The following is an 18,775-nucleotide window of genomic DNA, read 5'->3' on the forward strand; positions in this document are numbered from 1 at the left end:
GATGCGTGATTTGTCACGCGACCTGCACGCCCGTGTTCACCTCTTCACTCACGCCGAAGCCAAGCGAAATCAGGAGCTTATGTGAGCCGCCATCAAGGGGCACGGACACTCGTCCATCACCACATTCGAGACTCGCGCCGTCGAGCACCGCACGCGTCGCACCGCCCTCGTCAGCGGTTTCGACGCGGATCTCATACCGCGTCGAATGCATCGTCACGGTTGCTTCAAACCCGGGCCACGTATCCGGAATACACGGATCGATCACAAGAAAATCCCCCTCGCGACAAATCCCAAGAATGCCCTCGACACCCGCCCGGTACATCCATCCAGCGGATCCCGTATACCAGGTCCAGCCACCGCGCCCGACATGCGGCGCCACGGAATAGACATCGGCGGCAACGACGTAGGGCTCGACCTTGTAGCGATCGACTTCCATCGGTGTGCGCGCATGATTGACCGGATTAAGCAATGAGAACAGCGCGGCGGCCTTGTTGCCATCGCCCATTTTTGTGAACGCGAGAATCGCCCACATCGCCGCGTGGCTATACTGCCCGCCGTTTTCACGCAGCCCCGGCGGATAGCCCTTGATATAGCCGGGATCGTGCGACGTTTTATCGAACGGCGGTGTGAACAGCAAAGTAAGCCCGTCGTCGCGACGGATAAGGCGTCTTTCGAGCGACGTCATTGCCAACGCCGCGCGTGCCGGATCTGCCGCGCCTGACAGCACCGCCCACGACTGCGCAATCGAATCGATCTGACACTCGTCACTGTCTTTCGAACCAAGCCACGTGCCGTCGTCGAACGTCGCGCGGCGATACCATTCGCCGTCCCACGCATCGCGCTCCAACGCCTCACGCACCGACGCAGCATGAGCGTGCCAGCGCACAGCCCGCCCAACCGAAACCCCATCGCGCGATTCAGCCAGGGGGGCGAACAACGCAATAGTCCGCAATAGCAGCCAACCGAGCCAAACGCTTTCTCCCTTGCCGCCCGCGCCGACGCGGTTCATGCCGTCGTTCCAGTCGCCCGTGCCGATCAGAGGCAAGCCATGCTCGCCCGTCAGTTCGATGCATTGATCCAGGCCGCGAGCGCAATGTTCGAACAGCGATGCCGATTCATCCGCGATCATCGGCTGGAAAAACGCATCGTGCTCGTCGGACTGCAGTGGCGGCCCATCGAGGAACGGCACGATCTCGTCGAGAATCGCGACGTCGCCCGTGCAGTTGATGTACGTCGCCGTCGCGAACGCGAGCCACACGCGGTCATCGGAAATCCGCGTACGCACGCCCTGCCCCGACTGGGGCAACCACCAATGCTGGAAATCGCCTTCGACGAACTGCCGCGCCGCGGCGCGCAGCAAATGCCGCCGTGTCTCGCCCGGCTGCGTATGGGTCAGTGCCATGCCGTCCTGCAACTGATCACGAAACCCGTATGCACCGCTCGCCTGATAAAAGGCTGAGCGCGCCCAGGTACGGCATGCGAGCGTCTGATACAACAGCCAGCCGTTTAGCATCAGGTCCATCGCGCGGTCGGGGGTCTTCACCTGGACGGCGCCGAGCACGTTCTGCCAGTGCCCCGTCACTTCGGCGAGGACAGCGTCGAGATCGGCCTTGCGATAGCGCTCGATCAACGCCCGCGCCTCTTCGACGCCAACGCATTGCCCGACGAACCACACCACTTCGACGATCCCGTCCACGCCCAGCTCAATCACGCGCTGCAATGCCGCGCAAGGATCGAGACCCGCACCGGTTGCGCCGGACAGCGGCGCGTTGCCGGTCAGCGCGGCGGGTGCCGCAGTCCGGCCATTGCGGCCGAGAAATTCGGTGCGATCCGCCGTCCACGCGGTCTGCTGGCCACCCAGGTCGGCGAATGCGATGCGCCCCGCGAACCCCATGCTCCACGGATTGCGCGCCAGCATCGCACCGGTAGCGGAGTCGATTTCCGACACGATGAATGGTCCCGATGCGCCGCGCGATGTGCCGAGCACCCATTCCATCCACGTCGTCACGGACAGACGGCGCGGCATACCGGACAGATTGCGCAACGTCAGCCGGGAAATCTTCACCGGGTCGGCGAGCGGCACGTATTGCAGCAAGTCGAGCGCGATGCCCTTCGCCTCGTGTTCAAAGCGACTGTAGCCATGCCCGTGACGCGCGATATACGTCCCACCATCGCGGATCGGCAGCGCGGTGGCGCCCCACACATCGCCAGTGACTTCGTCGCGCACATAGATGGCTTCGCCAGTTGGATCTTCCACTGGATCGTTCGACCACGGCGTGAGTTGATTCTCGCGGCTGTTTTCGGCCCACGTGTAGCCGCTGCCTTCCGCCGCGACCTGAAAGCCGAAGCCGGGGTTCGCGATCACGTTGATCCACGGCGCGGGCGTCGTCGCACCCGCCGCGAGAACGGTCACGTATTCCCGGCCATCTTTATCGAAACCGCCCAGGCCGTTGAAAAACTCGAGCCTCGATGGAACCGAAGAAAGCGCGCGAGGCAGATGAGATGGCGCAGGCCATGGCGACGACATCGGCGGCTTCTGCCGGCGCAGCGCCGACAGCTGGCCCTGCGACTGCGGGAACCGGGCGAGCTGGTCGGCGATTGAACCGCGACGCGCGATCAGTGCGACACGCGCGACCGACTGCAGCAGCGCACGCGCCTCCACGCTCATCAAATCGGCGCGCAGCGTAAAGACCGCCCCTTGCGCGAGCTCTTCGCCGAAACGCGGCCGCGCCTGGCTGCTGCGCACGGCTGTTTCGATCGCGCCCTGCAATTCCTGGATATACGACGAAGCCCGTTCGTTGATGATGACGAGATCGACGCCCAGCCGCTTCATCCGCCAGTACTCGTGTGCCCTCAATAACTGTCGGACTTGCGCGATGTCTTCGACGTCGTCGATGCGCAGCAGCACGATCGGCAGGTCGCCGGAAATCGCGTGCGGCCAGAGTCCCGACTGCGCGCCGGCCCCGCGAATGATGGTGTCCGACGGCTCCCTGAAACGCGCATCCGCGTAAATGATAGGCGCGGCGAGGCGCTGAAAATCCGCCGCCTCTTCGGCTTCGACATCAAGATGGCGCAACTGCACCTGAGCCTGCGTCCAGGCTAGCGTCTTAGCGCGATCGAACGCGTTGCGGTCATGGTGTTGGTCGACCAGATCGAGCAGCAGCGCTCGCGACTCGGCCACTACTGTCCAGAACGTCACGCGTGCGACCTTGCCCGGCGGCACCAGCACACGATACCTGAGCGCAAAGACCGGATCGAGGACGGTTCCGGTGGTGTTGGTCAACGGCAGATCGCCGAAGATCGCCGCCGCCGTGCCTGCGTTGCGCCCGCGCCCCAGAAAGCGCACGCGGTCCGATTCGTATTGCGGATCGGCGACGATCTCGCCGTCGACAACCGCGAAATGCGCAGCCCACACCTGTTTTTCCTCGTGCGAACGCGGACGGCGCGTAGCCACCAGCGCGCCGAATTCGGCGAGGTGCTCGGTCTGGACAAACATCCGCGAGAAGGCCGGATGCGCGTTGTCGGCGGCAGGTGTCGCGAGCACTATTTCGGCGTAAGAAGTCAGTTCGATCTCTCGCGCGCGGCGTCCGCTGTTTGCCAACGATACGCGGCGCACTTCGCCGTCTGCTTCACCGGAAACCAGCACGTCCATTGTCGTTGTCAACGAACCGTCGCGACGGATGAATTCCGCATGGTCCTCGCCGAACACCACCTCTTCGTACTCGGCTTCGCTGCCAGACGTCTGTTCGGCTGCCGACCACACGTGGCCGCTCTGCGTATCGCGCAGGAAGATGAACGAGCCCCAGTCGTCGCGAGTTGCGTCTTCGCGCCAGCGCGTCACGGCCATGTCGCGCCAACGGCTGTAACCGCCGCCGGTCGCCGTCAGCATGACCGCGTAGCGTCCATTCGACAGCAGGTGCGTCACCGGCGCAGTGCCGGCCACAGCCGACGCTGAGAGGCGCCGTACGGTTGGTGGCACAACGCCGGCCACGGCCGCTGACGTGTTCACCTCTTCGGCACGCGGATGCGCAACGGCGACATTGCGCGGCATGCGTTCCTGCAGCAACAGCTCGCTCGCCTGGATCATGGGTTCGCGATGGAAACGCGCACGCATCTGCGCGTCGAGTAACGTGTTCGCGATCGACACGATCGTCATGCCCTGGTGATGCGCCATGAAATTGCGCACGATCGCAACATCCTCGTTGTCCGGCAGCCGCGAGCGGGTGAAATCGAGTGCTTCGTAGAAACCGTAACGGCCCAGCGCGCCCAACGCGGCGAGTTGTGCGTAGTTCTCCCGGGCGGCTTGCGGGTCGACCATCGCGGCGAGTCCCGTTGCATACGGCGTGATCACGCGGTTCTCTGAAAGCCCGCGCTTGAGGCCGAGACCGGGCACGCCGAAATTCGAATACTGGTAGGTGAATTCGATGTCACGCGCGTTGTACGCCGATTCCGAAATGCCCCACGGAATGCCAAGCGAATGCCCATATGCGGCTTGCCGTTCCACCACCAGCCGGCTCGTCTGCTCGAGCAGGCTGCCGACCGGCGCACGCATCACCAGCGAGGGCATCAGGTATTCGAACATCGACCCCGACCACGAGATCAGCGCCGAGCCGTTGCCAACCGGCGTCGCTGCACGGCCGAGACGGAACCAGTGGCGCGTCGTCACGTCGCCTTTCGCGATGGCGAACAGGCTCGCGAGACGCGCTTCGGACGCCAGCAGGTCGTAGCAGTTCAGGTCGAGGCTGTTGTCGGACTGCGAATAGCCGATCGATAACAGCTTGCGTTCCGGATCGAGCAGGAACGCGAAGTCCATCTCGAGCGCCATCGCTCGCGACGTATCGGCGAGCGACTTCAAGCGTGCCTGCAGAAGATCCGCCGCTTCGGCGAGTTGTTGCCGGTCGCGCGCATGCTCGGCCACGCTTTTGCTCAACGCGTCGATCCAGAACATCAGGTCGGCGGAACTGTCGTCGCCGCCGGCGGGCGCGAGTTCACGCGTTGCCTTCGCGGCCTTTTCCTTCAGCCGTGTGAGCGACGGCGACAGCGCTTCGAGCGTCTGCGGTCCGTGCAACTGCGTGCTGATCTCTTCGAGGATCGCAACCAGCTGCTTGCCACGTTCACCGCCCGCGGCGGGCAGCGTGTCGATGGCTTCGCGTGCGAGTTGCAGGTTGTCCACCATTCCGGGCCGCGCAGCCGGCGCGAGCAACTCATGCGGCCACTCTTCGCACGCGTTGGCGAGTGCGATTAGATGACCGGCCAGATTACCGCTATCGACCGACGACACATACGCCGGCGCCAGCACCTGGAGATCGAGCGTCCCGTACCAGTTGTAGAAATGGCCCCTGAAACGCGTGAGTTTGCGCATCGAAGCGAAGGTCGCTTCGAGCCGTTCGACCGTTTCCGTCGTCCCCGTCCAGCCAAAATCGCGTGCGGCAATCGCCGACAGCAGATAGAGCCCAAGGTTGGTCGGCGAAGTGCGGTGCGCAACGACCGGCTTCGGATCTTCCTGGAAGTTGTCGGGCGGCAGCATGTTTTCTGCTGGTGTGACGAAGGTCTCGAAGAAACGCCACGTGCGTCGCGCAATAAGGCGAAGGCTGCGCGCGTCCGGGTCCGCCATCGCGAAACGCCCCGCGATGGTCGGCGAACGGCTCGACCACAGCGCGAGCGCCGGCGCAGCGAGCCATAACAGCGCGAACGGCAGCACGATCGGCCAGTGAGACGGTGCATACGCGATCGCACCAGCCGGCAGTGCGAGGCCGAGCGCGACACCGCCTGTCATCTGCCGATAAGAGCCGCGCAGATCGAGACGCGGGCTGCCCTTCGACTGCGCAGCGGTCGTCCATTCGAGCAGCCGGCGATGCGTCACGAACAACCGTGTCAGCGTCCGGACGATTGCATCGCCCATGCGCCACGCCTGGTCAGTGAGAAACGCGGCCGACAGAATTGTTTGCAGGGCGGCGAGCCGCACGTCGGCGGCCAGCACGCCCAGGTGATTGCGCAGATGGATGCCGCTGCGGCGCGGCAGGATCGCAAACAGCGTCGGCAGGAAAGCAGGGATCGCGAACGCGCCTAGCACCAGCAGCACGCCTGCTATCCCGGCGCGGATTGGCATCAGCCAGCATAGGCCGAGCGCGGCGAACATGAAGGGTGCGAGCAGCGAACGGCGCAAGTTGTCGAGCATCTTGAAGCGGCCGATCGACGGCATCGCGTGCCGGTCGCGGCCACGATGGCCAACGATCCACGGCAGCAATTGCCAGTCGCCACGCGTCCAGCGATGCTGCCGTTTGCCAATCACGTCGTAACGCGACGGCACTTCCTCGACCACCTCCACATCCGACGCCAGCCCGGCGCGCGCAAAAATCCCTTCAAACAGATCGTGACTGAGCAGCGCGTTTTCAGGCACGCGTCCATGCAACGCCGCTTCAAACGCGTCGACGTCGTAGATGCCTTTACCGGTATACGACCCTTCGCCGAACAGGTCCTGATAAACATCAGACACGGCCGCAGCATACGGGTCCATCCCGCCGGGGCCGGAAAAGACCCGCTGATGCAGCGACCCTTCCTGGCCGACGGGCAGTGACGGTGTGACACGCGGCTGCAGAATCGCGTAGCCGTTGACGACGCGTTGTTCGGCATCGCTGAATGTCGGCCGGTTCAGCGGATGCGCCATCTTGCCGATTAACCGCAGCGCGGCGTCGCGTGGCAGGCGAGTGTCGGCGTCGAGTGTGATGACGTAGCGCACGTCGGCCGGCACCTGCGGTTCACAGCCGGCGATCGGCATGAAGGTCGTATCCGTCGCGCCGCGCAGCAGCCGGTTGAGTTCGTGCAGCTTACCGCGCTTGCGCTCCCAGCCCATCCATTTGTTCTCGCTCGCGTTGAACACGCGGCGGCGATGTAGCAACAGGAAGCGGCTGCCGCTCGGGCCTGGCTCGTAACGGCGGTTCAGTGCCTCAATGGCATCGGCGGCCACGGCGAGCAGATGCGCATCGCCGGCCAGCACTTCCTGATCCGCATCGAGTCCGTCCACCAGCAGCGCGAACGACAGGTCGCCGCCGGCCCCCGCGAGGTGATGCACCTCAAGACGTTCGACCTGCTCGCGCAGATCGGCTTCGCTCGTCAGGAGCGTCGGCACGGCAACCAGCGTGCGCAGCGACGACGGCACGCCGGCAGTCAGTTCGAGACCTGGCAACGTGATTGCGCCGAAACTCCATGTCACGGTGCGATTGATGAGCGCGGTCGCGATCTCGGTGACGGGCAGGAATCCGCATACGGCAAAGAGCGTGACCATCTGGACTTCGAGACCGCGCGGCGCCAGTGTCCACAGTGCCCACAACGCTAGCGCCAGCAATGTCATGGCAAGCGTCAGGATCGTGCCGACGTAGCCACCAATGCCAAGGCCGACGTTGAACCGCATGATCCGCAGGCGCGGCGGCGGACGGAATTCGATCGCTTGCTCCAGTGCGCGACGGCCTTCGGCGATCAGGTGATAGCCGGGGTCGCCGGTACGTTCCGCATGCGCGGCGTCGCCTGTCTCCAGCATTGCCGCCTGTGCCGATTCCAGCGCCAGCCCTGTAACTTCGAGTTCGGTGAAGGACGAGCCGCGCGCCAGTTGCTCGATCGCGCTGCGATACAGATTGCGTGTCGGAAAATCCATCGTGGCAAAGCTGCTGTCCGCGCGCAACCGGGCGTCGACCAGACTCACACTCTCGAACAGTTCGGTCCAGTCGATGTCCGAAATCAGCCGCATGCTGGTGATCACATTGCGCACGGTGACGTTCGACGCACCCTGCCGCTGCTGCGCGTGTCGCACGACTTCATCGACAGAGGCGCCCTGAAGCTTGAGCCGCTCTTCCAGCCAGCCAAGTGCCGGCGTGGTGCGCGGATCCTGGTCACGCAGCCGTTTTACAAGCTGTGCGGCGAACAGCTCCGACAACAGGCCCGATGAACGCGTGGAAATGTCCGCTTCGAGCGCCGAGCGGGCGCTACCTGATTCGAGCAGACGCTCAGTGAGTGCATCGGCGTCGGCGCGTGCACTACGGCCAACGGTGATCTGGTCAGTCAGGCGTCTCAGGTTTTCGATCAGCACAATGCGCAACGTGATCGCCACGGCCCACAATTCGCCGATCGTCAGCGGCTGAACCCGCTGATACGCGCTGATGAAACGCCTCAGGATCTGCGGGTCGAAGTGACTGTCAGTATGCGCAACGAACGCCCACGCGAGACCAAATACGCGCGGATAGCCGGCGAACGGACCAGCGGCAAGCTTGGGCAACTGACGATAGTAACCGGGCGGCAAGTCGTCGCGAATCTCGCGGATCTGCTCCTCGACGAGGTGATAGTTGTCGAGCAGCCATTCCGCGGCGGGCACCACGCCCCGGCCACTCTCCAGTTCTTCGGCGCTCGCACGGTAGGCCGCGAGCAGGACGGCGGCATTGTCGTTCAGTCTCGTATGCAGCGAAAAAACGGCAGGGGGTGTCTTCGTTACCGGTTGTGCGGCAGCGAGGCTCTCCGCGTGTTGCTCGAGCCGTTCGACGCCGAACAGCTCCTCGCGCACCGGCGCGATGTCAGTCCACGGCGGCGACGGCGAGCGACGTCTCGCGACATATCGAAGGATCGCGTTCACAGGCGCACTTCCTGCGGCGTCGGTGAGTTCGGTGAGGTGGACTGGTCGTCGTGGCGTGTCACGTTAGCGGCGCGCATATCGTTCGCCATCGTCGTATCGGCGGACAATTCATTGAGTTGGGACATGATCGGGTCTTCCTTCGGGGAGGCCGCGCCGCGCGTGTCGCGTGCATGCAAGCCTCCGGGGTGTGGCTTGATTCACGGGTGCGGGTGGACGCGCGAGGAACCGTCAGGACGAAAAAGCAGGTGTACAGCTTCTGCGGACATGGTCCGCGATGACGGCCGCTGGCGCGGCCGAAAAATTCCGCCAGAACGATACGGGTAACGGGAATGCGCCAGTACACCCCCACGCGCAAACCGCTAACTGCCGTTTAGCGGCGCACTAAACCGTCGGATGAACTTCGATCAGACCGATGCGGCAATGAATGAGGGACAGGAACACCTGCGCAGCCCTGTAGACGCAGTTCCTGGCTGAAAACCCGGAAAGGGTGCAACAGAGAGGGCACGGATCCGTGCCCCGGGTGCCTACTATTTCTTCTTGGCCGGTGCGTTGACCGCGGCCGTCTTCGGCGCAATCGCCGAGGACACAGCCGCCACAGGAGAGATCACCTTTTTGGGTTGTTTAGGCTTTTTGGCCTCGCGATTGCCGCGCATCGTGCTCTTTGCCAACATGTTTCCCCTGATTTGCCGACCGCGAAAGCGACAGCCGTATCACGCAGTCTGGGCGCATCTGGTCACTCTGTCGCGATTTTTCTTTTTCAAGCGCCGTGTACGTGTGTTCCGGACGAGGCCTGCCAACTCAACGGCAGCGAATATAGCGTATGCTGTCGTCGTGACATTTCTTGTTCGCGACGGACTCAGTTTGATTCCTCGATTTCGGCAGTCCAGAATATTTCCTTCTCCTCCGCCCTGCCAACACGACTGACGTAATTAATTGGGTTATCCCCCTGAACGGCACTGTCAGGTTCATGGAGAGGCGGCGGTAGAATGAACCGATGAGGAAGACAAAATCGCTTTATCACGGCCACCGCTTCCCTGCCGTCGTCATCAGCTGCGCGGTTCGCTGGTATTGATATGACTTTGCGTGTCAATCGCGAAATTGGTTTCCAGGTTGCATTGACGCATGAATTTCCTGAGGGCGGCGCAGCAGTAAGTCTCGACGGTGGATCACACTGACATCCGCGGGTTGGATACCGCATTACAGAGGTCCGCCTCATGAGCCTGCCGCTAACTTCCGCCGCAAGTTGGTGATGCCCGTTGCGTAATACCATCGCGGGTTGCTCGGATGCCGGGCTGCGCCGCCTTCAGGAAACTCCTTCCGTTGTTCGGGAAATCACACACAGGCCGCGGGCGGTTTGCTGCGAGGTATTGCAAGCGCCATGGCCAGTCGACTGATGTCCCAGATGAACGCCGCCAGTTCGCGGGCAATAGCCACGACCGTGATGTTGATGGGCTTGCCTCGCGCGGTCAGCCGGCGGAATCGTCGGCACAGCCGCACCTGGGCGTCCCAGGCGCGGTCGATGATGGCCTTGGGCAGACCTTCGAGACGGGCCTGGATTTCCGGACTGACGCGGGCAGGATGGCGGTAACTCCAGGCCGCTTCGACCAGCAGTCTTCGGGCGTAGCTGTTGCCGGTTTTGGTAATGCTGCCCTGGCGGCGTTTGCCTCCCGATGAATGCTCGGATGGCGTTACGCCGAGCCAGGCCATCAGCTGACGCGGGTGTTCGAAGCGGGACAGGTCGCCCACTTCTGAAATCATCCCGACGGCGGTAACGAACTGGACGCCCCGCATGGCCTGCAGGGCCAGCACTACCGGATAGAAGCGCCAGGAGATCACCGCTTCGCGTAGGGCTGTTTCGAGACGGGCGCACTGCGCAAGCCGGTCCTCGATCGTGCGCCGGTGTTCGTCAAAGGCAAGGTGCTGCCAGGCGCTGGGAAACGAACAGCGGCCCAGCCAGCGACGGTGCGCCTCGCCCCAGTTTGCGCTACCGGTATAACGGACGCCATGCGCGAGCAGGAACGACTTCAGTCGATGCCGTGCACGTCGCAGATCCTCGCGGGCAGCCGCCCACGCGCGGGCGAGATCTCGGAATGCCTCGTCTTCAATGCCGGGCACGTACACGGCCGACAGGTCGTCGGCGCGCAGCGAGCGCGCCAGCTTGATGGCATCACGCCGGTCGGTCTTTACGCGCTCGCCCGGCTTGCGCGGGATCAGTGAAGGTGCGCAGACCATGCAGTCGAAGCCCTTCTGGACGAGCTGACGGTACAGCCCGTAACCACATGGACCTGCCTCGTACACGACGCGCACGTGCGGCGCCTTGGATTGCAGGCGTGTGCACAGGCGATCGATGTCGGCCCCGGTTGTACCGGTCTTGCCCAGCAGCTCGATCTCGCCCGCGTCGATCGCGTAGGCGACCGTGATCGAGTCCTTGTGAAGATCCAGTCCAACGTACACCGTGCTATCGTTTCGCATGCTGGCCTCCGTGGAGGAAATCGCCGGGGCATGGCCCAGTCCACGCCCGTGCGGCTCTGACAGCAATGCTAACCCGCGTTCAGTTTCCCCACGGCGGGCCAGCCCTTGCCTCACGCAAAGTCATACTGCCTTCCGGCTCAGCCTGAGCCTGCGCGACATCGAGGAGTTGTTGCTTGAGCGTGGTGTCGTGGTCACGTACGAAACGATCCGCTGCTGGGGCTTTGTCAACTTATCGAGACCGAGAAGAAAAGACGATAGGAAAGAGCATCCTCAGAAAGCGCAGGACGGATTTCGGGTGACTTCGGTGATTTTGCCCCACGTAACGAATCGCGCCGCGAGTTGTTTGCGATAGGGTGAAGCGCGCAGCAGATGCCGCTCGAGCGCGAAATGTTGCCGGATTGGCCCGAAGCACGATAGAAATTTCTGTGTGCGTTTCGGGTCGCGGAAGCCGCGCATGCGACGCTCGCGTTCGCGCGTCGGTTGGTGGCTGTTCTCAGCCCGGTTGTTCAGGCCGGGCTGCAGCTTTGACGAACACGTGTTTCACGTTCGCAAGTTCTGGGATCTCGCCTTTTGCCGCCGGATAGCTGCGCAACTGATCAGTGACGATCCTGCGCGGCACCGGGCTCGAACGCAGCACACGTTTGAAGAAGCGTTTGGCAGCAGCTTTGTCGCGCCGCTTTTGCAGCAGGATGTCGAGTTCGGCGCCATGCTCGTCGACCGCACGCCACAGCAGGTACGGTTCGCCACGCAGCGTGACGAACATCTCGTCGAGGTGCCACGTGCTACCCGGCTTGCGTCGCACCGCTTTCACTCGATGAGCGAAGCCCTGACCGAACTTGTCACACCCAACTGGTTGCGGGTTTTCTGAGGGGGATAAATTTGTCTGCGAGCCGTACGAGGACTGAATCTGGTTATCTGCACAGCCAGATCGGTTAAAGTCCGGATTTGTGGATGTTACGGATGGCTGGAAGTCAATGCGGGCAAACGATTCCGACGAAATTGAGCGTTGAGCAGTTCGAGCAATTTGTCTTGCCGCATCTGAGCCGGGGGCGACGCGGTCCGGCACCGACGCTGGGGTTGCACAAGATCTTCAACTACATCCTGCAGTCGCTGTACATGGGATGTCAGTGGAAGGCGCTGCCGATTGAAAGGAATGCAGAAGGTCGTCCTGAAATCCACTACACGCGCATCTATCGGGCGTTGCGGCGATGGCAAGCCGATGGCTGCATCGACGCGATTTTCGCAGGCTCGGTGTACAGGCTTCATCAGGACCAGCTCCTGGACCTCACGGTCATTCACGGCAACGGCACGACCACTGCCGCGAAGAAGGGCGGCGACAACCTGGGGTACAGCGGACACAAGCACCTGAAAGGCGACAAGGTGGTCGCCTTCTGCGATCGCCGCTGCAACGTGATCGCGCCATTCGTTTCTGCCCCGGGCAACCGCAACGAATCGCCGCTGTTGCGTGACGCGCTGCCCAGACTCAGCCACATGGCCCGCGCCATTGGCATGGACCTGCAAGGCTCAACGGTCAGTCTGGACGGCGTCTACGACTGCCGGGCCAACCGCAAGGCGATTTTCAACCGTGGCATGATTCCCAACACTCCCGAAAACCCGCGTGGACGTAAAACGTCGAAGCGGGGCCGCAAACTGCGCTTCGATCCAGCCATTTTCGAGGAGCGCTTCAGGACCATCGAGCGGATCTTCGCCTGGGAGGACAAGTTCCGGCGCCTGCTGCTTCGATTCGAGCGCTTGAGCCCGGTCCACTATGCATTCAAGACCCTCGCTTACACGATGATCAACATGCGGCACTACCGCTGACGATCAGCGCTGGTGCGAGCACCATGGCGATGGCGCAGCGCGCCATGAAGCCTCACGTCCATTTCATCTGTCATCCTGACAAATTACCGCTAGAAATAGCATAACGATCGCTCCTTTTCACACCCCGAACCGCATCTGCGCACTCACGCCACATCGCTTCACTGCCTTCAGTCTGCGCTAGAGTGAAACCCGCAACCAGTTGGCAAAGCGGATCAAGCAGCTCGCACCCGACTTCATTTTCTCCACCGTCGTGGGCGAAGGCATTCCGCATCTGTACCGTGCGTTTGCTCATGTCGGGCTCGATCCGTACCGCACGCCTATCGCCAGCCACATGACCAGTGAAGCCGAAATCGCGGTAATGGGAAACGACCTCGCACAAGGACACATCACCTCGGCCGCATACTTTCAGAGTGTGGATACGGCCGCGAACCTCGGCGCCGTCGCCCGCTATCAGGCCCGCTTCGGCGACGATCAGCCGACCAACATGTGCTGGGAAGCCTCCTATTTCCAGATGCATCTGCTCGCGGATGCGATCCGCCGCGTCGGCTCCGACGACCCGACGCTGTTGCTGCGCGTGTTGCCCGGACTCGAATTCGACGCGCCACAGGGTCGCGTGCGTATCGACGAGCACAATAACCACACGTACCTGCATCCGTTAATCGGCCGGGTCAACGCGCATGGCCGCTTCGATATCGTCGGGCGCGCGCCTGAACGCGTGAAGGCAGATCCCTACGTCGTCTCTCACAGCACGCCCGCGTGGACCGCACACGCGCATCCTGAACTCGCACGCGCGGGAGAGGATCGATGACGCGGACCGCGCAGACGCCGGCGATCCTGCGCGACCTGCGTTCGCTAAAAGTCGTTGTGATTCATCCGCAGGATCAGGACGGCGAAGAGTTGCTCGCGCAGCTTCAGCGCATTGGCTGTGACGTGCAGGTATGCTGGCCGCGCCTCGACAGCCTGCCTTCCGACACCGGCCTCGTCGTCATGGCGATGCGTCCTGAGGCGCTGTCAGTCGATTATCCGTGGCTCGGAACCAGCGCGTCGCCGCCGGTGATTCCGGTCGTGACCTACGAAAATCCGATCACCATCGAAGCGGTGCTGCGGTTGAATGCGTTTGCGACGATCCCGTCGCCGGTCCGCTCGTTTGGGTTATTGACCGCCATCGCCGTCGCGCTCACGCAATTCAAGGCATCCCGCACACGTGAGCGATACATCGAGCGGCTCGAGCAGAAGCAGGCGAAGGTTCGGGTGATCCAGCAGGCCACGCGGATCGTAATGGACTCGCGCGGCATGTCTGAAGAAGATGCGTATCAGCTGCTGCGCTCAAAGGCCATGCTCAAACGCGAACAGATCGAGACGATGGCCGGCGACATTGTCAAGGCACACGAAACCCTCAGTTTCTAACTCCGGCTCTTGCCGACCGGATGTTTGTAACAGAACCTCGCCGGGAACCGCTGCCTGGCCGATAGCGACGCCCCAGACTTACCAATGGTAGTCTCGATGTTGACTACTACTATGCTGAGCCGGGGCAATATGAACAAACAGTGGACCATAAGCGATGTTCCGCCGCAGATCGGCAAGCGAGTTCTCATCACTGGAGCGAACAGCGGCATTGGCTACCATGCCGCATTGACTCTGGCACGCAAAGGCGCGCAAGTCATACTTGCGTGCCGCGATAAACAACGCGGAGAAGAGGCCTTATCCCGTCTGAACGCCGCCGCACCCGACGCTCGTGCCGAACTCGCGATTCTCGATCTCGCATCCCTCGCGTCCGTACGCCAGTTCGCGCAGAGGGAGCTCGCCGAGCAACGCCCCATTCACGTTCTGGTCAACAATGCTGGCGTCATGGCGCCGCCGAAACGGCTCGAGACTGCCGACGGCTTCGAGCTGCAGTTTGGTACCAACGTACTCGGCCATTTCGCGTTGAGTGCGCTCCTTATGCCCGCTCTTGAACTAGCTGCGACTGGATCGCCTGACCGACCACGCATCGTCACGATCGCGTCCATCGCGCACAAGCAAGGACAGATCGATTTCAACGACCTCCAATCCAAAAAAACGTATTCGCCAATGCAGTCCTATCGGCAGTCGAAGCTCGCGGATCTGATGTTTGCGTTCGAACTCGACCGGCGTTTGCGCGCTGCCAATTCCCGTGTTATGTCGGTTGCCGCTCACCCTGGCGTCGCAAACACCAATCTGTTTCGGGGCGAGGATCGCTCCGCGATTTCACGAGCTGCCCGCGATCTCCTTAGTCATTTCATCGGCGCCGTGCTGAACACCGATTACGCGGGCGCCCTGCCGACCCTTTTTGCGGCTACTTCGCGTGACGTCAGTGACGGTGGCTACTATGGTCCACAAGGCTTTCTGGAGGCACGCGGAAGCAGGATTGGCGAGGCGAGCGTCGCCAGGCAGGCAAAGGACGCTTCGAATGCCGGCCGTTTGTGGCAGGTGTGCGAAGAGCTCACTCAGGTACTTCTGTTGCAATAACGCCGTGCAGTGCCGCTATGATTGCAGTTGCAATTCCTTGCCAACCCACCGGAGAACGTTATGCCAGAAGTCGTTGTTTACGCAGTAGCAGGGCGCTCACCCGAGCAAAAGAAAGCGCTGATGACGGGGATTACCAAAGCTGTGGTTGACAGCTTTGGTGTCGCCGCTGAACAGGTTGTCGTGCAGATCGTGGAGTCTTCACCAGACTCCAAGTCAAGAGGCGGCATTCCGTTCAGTGAGCGCCAGCGCACGTCTTGAACCCGCATGGCGGACGCGCTCAGGTTGCGACCGCCGCAGTCGCATCGACGTATAGCGCGTACAGTGACTGCCCAGCCGCCATGAACAGCCGGTTATGCGCTGCGCCGCCGAAGCAGACGTTCGCGCAGCGTTCGGGCAGAACGATGCGGCCAATCGCATTGCCGTCCGGCGCGAATATCATCACACCGTTGAGTCCCGGTCCAGTGCCCCAACCGGCCCACAGGTTACCGTCCGTGTCGCAACGGAAACCGTCTGGCGCGCCGTTTTCGCCCGCATCGACGAATACGCGCCCGTGCACGAGGCGCCGACCGTCCTCGACATCGTACACACGGATGCGCCGCGGCTTCGAGCCCGATTCGACAATGTAGAGGCGGCGTTCGTCGGGCGAGAAGCAGATGCCGTTCGGATTGACGATGTCGTCGGCGACCACCTCTGCCCGGCCGGTGGCCGGGTCGAAGCGGTATACGTTGGTCGGCAGTTCGGGCTCAGCTTTGACATCCTCATAGTTGTTAGAGATGCCGAACGGTGGATCAGTGAACCAGATGCTGTCGTCGCTCTTCACGACCACGTCGTTCGGTGAGTTCAGCCGCTTGCCGTCGAAGCGGTCGAGCAGCACGGTCAGCGTGCCGTTGTACTCGGTGCGCGTCACGCGCCGGTTGCCGTGCTCGCAGGTGATGAGCCGACCCTGGCGGTCGCGTGTATTGCCGTTCGCGTACCCCGATGGCTTGCGAAATACCGACGTCGCGCCGGATTCCTCGTCCCACCGCATGATGCGGTTGTTCGGGATGTCGCTCCACAGCAGGAAGCGGCCGTCGCCGAACCACACCGGGCCTTCGCCGAAGCGCATGCCCGTCGCAAGCCGCTCGACCGCCGCGTTCGTGATCCGGTATTTCAGGAAGCGCGGATCGAGCACTTCCACTGCGGGATCGGGATAGGTTTCACTTTGTTGCCACATAGTGCTGGCCCTTGAGTCAACGGGGCTGCTTGATGAACGCTTCGAATGCCCTGGCGTAGTCCGGATGCCAGCGCGACAACGGGGGCCGGTTCTCGACGATATCGCCTGCCGCCCATAGAATGCGCAGTTCGTCGAGCGAACGCGGCACGTCGTTGTCGGGACACAGTATGTAGAAGTCGCCGGCGTCGAGACGCTCGAACATGAAATCGACGGTCTGCTCGGGCGTCCATGCGGCGACGGGCTTTTCCACGCGGCCGTTCCGCGTCAGTTCCGTGAACACGAAGCCAGGAATCAGCAGATGAGCGCTGATCTGGCAGTCGGCGGTGTTGCGCAGTTCGTGCTGCAGCGCTTCGGTGAACGCTTTCAGACCGGCCTTCGCAACGTTGTATGCGGGGTCGCCCGGCGGCGTCGTGATGCCTTGCTTTGAACCGGTGTTGATCACGAGCCCCGGACGACCGCGCTTGATCATGTCCGGCACAAAGACCTGCGTACCGTGGATCACGCCCCACAGATTGACACCCAGCACGCGCTCCCAGTTCTCGGCTGGACCGAACATCCCGCTGCCGGGCTGAATGCCGGCGTTGTTCATCAGCACATCTGTTCCGCCGAAGCGTTCGACGACGGTTGCGTGCAGGCGGCGAACTTCGTCGGCGACGCTGACGTCGGTCTCAACCGCGAAGACGTCTTGTGTGCCGTTTGCGGTCAGCGCGGCGATTTCCTCCACCGCCCGCGCGACGCGGTCGGTGCCGAGGTCGGCAATGCAGATGCGCAGCCCAAGCTGCGCAAAGCGTTTGGCAGCAGCCAGGCCAATGCCAGCGGCGCCGCCGGTGATCACGGCGACGGCGCCCGGAGTCAGGGCAGAATGAGTCATCAGAATCCTCGTTAGCGCCGGAATCGCGGCGCCACCTAGCGGTCGCGATCCCGATCCATTCGAACAGTGAGTCGACGATCGTAGCATGAAGGCTTTTTTTGCGTGACCGACAGGGGGCACCGCTGGGGAGCGGTCCGAAGCATGGCGCGGACGGCTGTGACCCGCTAGCGACATTCGGCCACGTTCACTGGATGTCCGCTTACCGCCACGTTCAGTATCGCCGCGCGGAGCCAGTCGAGCGTCAGGTCGCCACCGCGGGCAATTTGAGCAAGTCCAGGAAAGCACGGGCGACGGGTATGAGCGGTTCTCCCGCACTTCCCTTAAAAACAGCCGCGAGTTCCCAGCAGGGCTCCTCGGCTTCGCACAGGCTCGCCGTTGCGACCGGCGCGCCGCGCGTGTTGCCCCCCCTCGCGGCGGCCACAGATTCGGGCACCATGCTGATCGCAAGCCCCTGTGCGGCCAGTTCAAGCAACATCGGCATGTCGTTGACCTCGAAGCTGGTCCGGCGTTGCAGCCCTGCCGCCGCAAAGCATCGATCGACCAGCCGCCGCACGCTCCACTCCGGGCGCAGGTCGGCGAATGTTTCGTCGATGAGATCGGCCAGCGCCAGCCCGCTGGCGCCCGCAAGGCGATGATGCGTCGCGCAGACGACGACCATTCCTTCGCATGCGAACATGTGCGATCCGACACCATCGAGCGACGTATCCGGTGGCTGTGTGAACGCGAGGTCGAGGCGCCCTTCCCGCACCTCGTCGATCAACGCGCGCGACCCGTCCAGTGTCAATTCGATATCGATCCCACCGAACGCGGCCCGAAACTGTCCTAGCGATGCGGGCAGGTCGACGAAAGGCGCGAGACCGTGAATCGCACCGATACTCAGCCGGCCGCGTGCGAGCCCGTGAACCTGCGTTACGGCGTGCCGCGCGTCGCGCGCGGCAGCCAGTACCCGCTGCGCCTCTGCGAACAGCACTTCGCCGGCAGGCGTCAAGGCGACTCGCCTCGTGCTGCGATTGAACAACGGTCCGCCCAGGTCCTCTTCCAGCGAGCGGATCGACGCAGACAATCCGGACTGCACGAGGTTGAGGCGCCGCGCCGCGCGCGTGAAATGCCGCTCTTCCGCGACCGCCACGAAATGTTCCAGCTGCTTCAAATCCACGTTGGCACTCTTTCTTGCAGAGACGATTAATCACGAAACCCGCACAATTGAATCATATCTTTCTATTGGAATGGTAATTCAATCTCCGCTATCGTCGAACGTCTGGGGACTCAAGGAACACTGGGCACGAAATGC

Annotated in this window: 12 protein-coding genes and 3 pseudogenes; 7 read left to right on the forward strand and 8 right to left on the reverse strand. The window is 62.7% G+C overall.

What is annotated here, in order from left to right:
- Positions 1 to 13: 13 nt before the first annotated feature.
- From M0D64_RS21310 to M0D64_RS21320, 3 genes are all read right to left on the reverse strand, one after another.
- A complete protein-coding gene (locus M0D64_RS21310) occupies positions 14 to 8,620 on the reverse strand; it encodes a glucoamylase family protein (protein ID WP_266259106.1) in 8,607 nt (2,868 codons plus the stop codon).
- Positions 8,617 to 8,745, reverse strand: a complete 129-nt coding sequence (locus M0D64_RS21315; RefSeq protein WP_266259107.1) for a hypothetical protein — start codon at positions 8,743 to 8,745, stop codon at positions 8,617 to 8,619. The genes M0D64_RS21310 and M0D64_RS21315 overlap by 4 nt, the downstream gene beginning before the upstream one ends.
- Before the next feature lie 402 nt (positions 8,746 to 9,147).
- On the reverse strand, positions 9,148 to 9,291 hold the full coding sequence (locus M0D64_RS21320) for a hypothetical protein (RefSeq protein ID WP_266259108.1): 144 nt from the start codon (positions 9,289 to 9,291) through the stop codon (positions 9,148 to 9,150).
- A 323-nt stretch (positions 9,292 to 9,614) separates the two neighbouring features.
- Here M0D64_RS21320 and M0D64_RS21325 point away from each other — a divergent pair.
- Positions 9,615 to 9,689, forward strand: a pseudogene (locus tag M0D64_RS21325) (IS6 family transposase); the annotation flags it as partial.
- A 263-nt stretch (positions 9,690 to 9,952) separates the two neighbouring features.
- Here M0D64_RS21325 and M0D64_RS21330 read toward each other — a convergent pair.
- Positions 9,953 to 11,092 (reverse strand): IS110 family transposase, encoded by a 1,140-nt coding sequence (locus M0D64_RS21330; protein WP_154568000.1) that lies wholly within the window; start codon positions 11,090 to 11,092, stop codon positions 9,953 to 9,955.
- Between the two features lie 130 nt (positions 11,093 to 11,222).
- Here M0D64_RS21330 and M0D64_RS21335 point away from each other — a divergent pair.
- Positions 11,223 to 11,312, forward strand: a pseudogene (locus M0D64_RS21335) (IS6 family transposase); the annotation flags it as partial.
- Between the two features lie 50 nt (positions 11,313 to 11,362).
- Here the strand turns inward: M0D64_RS21335 and M0D64_RS21340 are convergent.
- Positions 11,363 to 11,936 (reverse strand): annotated as a pseudogene (locus M0D64_RS21340) (IS6 family transposase); the annotation flags it as partial.
- Between the two features lie 155 nt (positions 11,937 to 12,091).
- Here M0D64_RS21340 and M0D64_RS21345 point away from each other — a divergent pair.
- From M0D64_RS21345 to M0D64_RS21365, 5 genes are all read left to right on the forward strand, one after another.
- A complete protein-coding gene (locus M0D64_RS21345) occupies positions 12,092 to 12,913 on the forward strand; it encodes a transposase (protein ID WP_266259109.1) in 822 nt (273 codons plus the stop codon).
- A gap of 199 nt (positions 12,914 to 13,112) precedes the next feature.
- Positions 13,113 to 13,721, forward strand: coding sequence for a transporter substrate-binding protein (locus M0D64_RS21350; RefSeq protein ID WP_266259110.1), 609 nt, complete (start codon positions 13,113 to 13,115; stop codon positions 13,719 to 13,721).
- Positions 13,718 to 14,320 (forward strand): ANTAR domain-containing response regulator, encoded by a 603-nt coding sequence (locus M0D64_RS21355; RefSeq protein WP_266259111.1) that lies wholly within the window; start codon positions 13,718 to 13,720, stop codon positions 14,318 to 14,320. Before M0D64_RS21350 ends, M0D64_RS21355 begins: the two co-directional genes overlap by 4 nt.
- Before the next feature lie 96 nt (positions 14,321 to 14,416).
- Positions 14,417 to 15,400 (forward strand): oxidoreductase, encoded by a 984-nt coding sequence (locus M0D64_RS21360; RefSeq protein WP_266259112.1) that lies wholly within the window; start codon positions 14,417 to 14,419, stop codon positions 15,398 to 15,400.
- A 60-nt stretch (positions 15,401 to 15,460) separates the two neighbouring features.
- Complete coding sequence (locus M0D64_RS21365; protein WP_266259113.1) at positions 15,461 to 15,658, forward strand: tautomerase family protein; 198 nt, start codon at positions 15,461 to 15,463, stop codon at positions 15,656 to 15,658.
- A 19-nt stretch (positions 15,659 to 15,677) separates the two neighbouring features.
- On the opposite strand, the gene M0D64_RS21370 is transcribed toward M0D64_RS21365, so the two are convergent.
- From M0D64_RS21370 to M0D64_RS21380, 3 genes are all read right to left on the reverse strand, one after another.
- Positions 15,678 to 16,613 (reverse strand): SMP-30/gluconolactonase/LRE family protein, encoded by a 936-nt coding sequence (locus M0D64_RS21370; protein WP_266259114.1) that lies wholly within the window; start codon positions 16,611 to 16,613, stop codon positions 15,678 to 15,680.
- 16 nt (positions 16,614 to 16,629) lie between these two features.
- Positions 16,630 to 17,484 carry an SDR family NAD(P)-dependent oxidoreductase gene (locus M0D64_RS21375; protein WP_172172404.1) on the reverse strand — a complete coding sequence of 285 codons (855 nt, stop codon included), beginning with the start codon at positions 17,482 to 17,484 and terminating at the stop codon, positions 16,630 to 16,632.
- 241 nt (positions 17,485 to 17,725) lie between these two features.
- On the reverse strand, positions 17,726 to 18,640 hold the full coding sequence (locus M0D64_RS21380; RefSeq protein ID WP_266259116.1) for a LysR family transcriptional regulator: 915 nt from the start codon (positions 18,638 to 18,640) through the stop codon (positions 17,726 to 17,728).
- Positions 18,641 to 18,775: the final 135 nt, after the last annotated feature.

The organism is Paraburkholderia sp. WS6, from assembly GCF_030464835.1.
Taxonomy (GTDB): Bacteria; Pseudomonadota; Gammaproteobacteria; order Burkholderiales; family Burkholderiaceae; genus Paraburkholderia; species Paraburkholderia madseniana.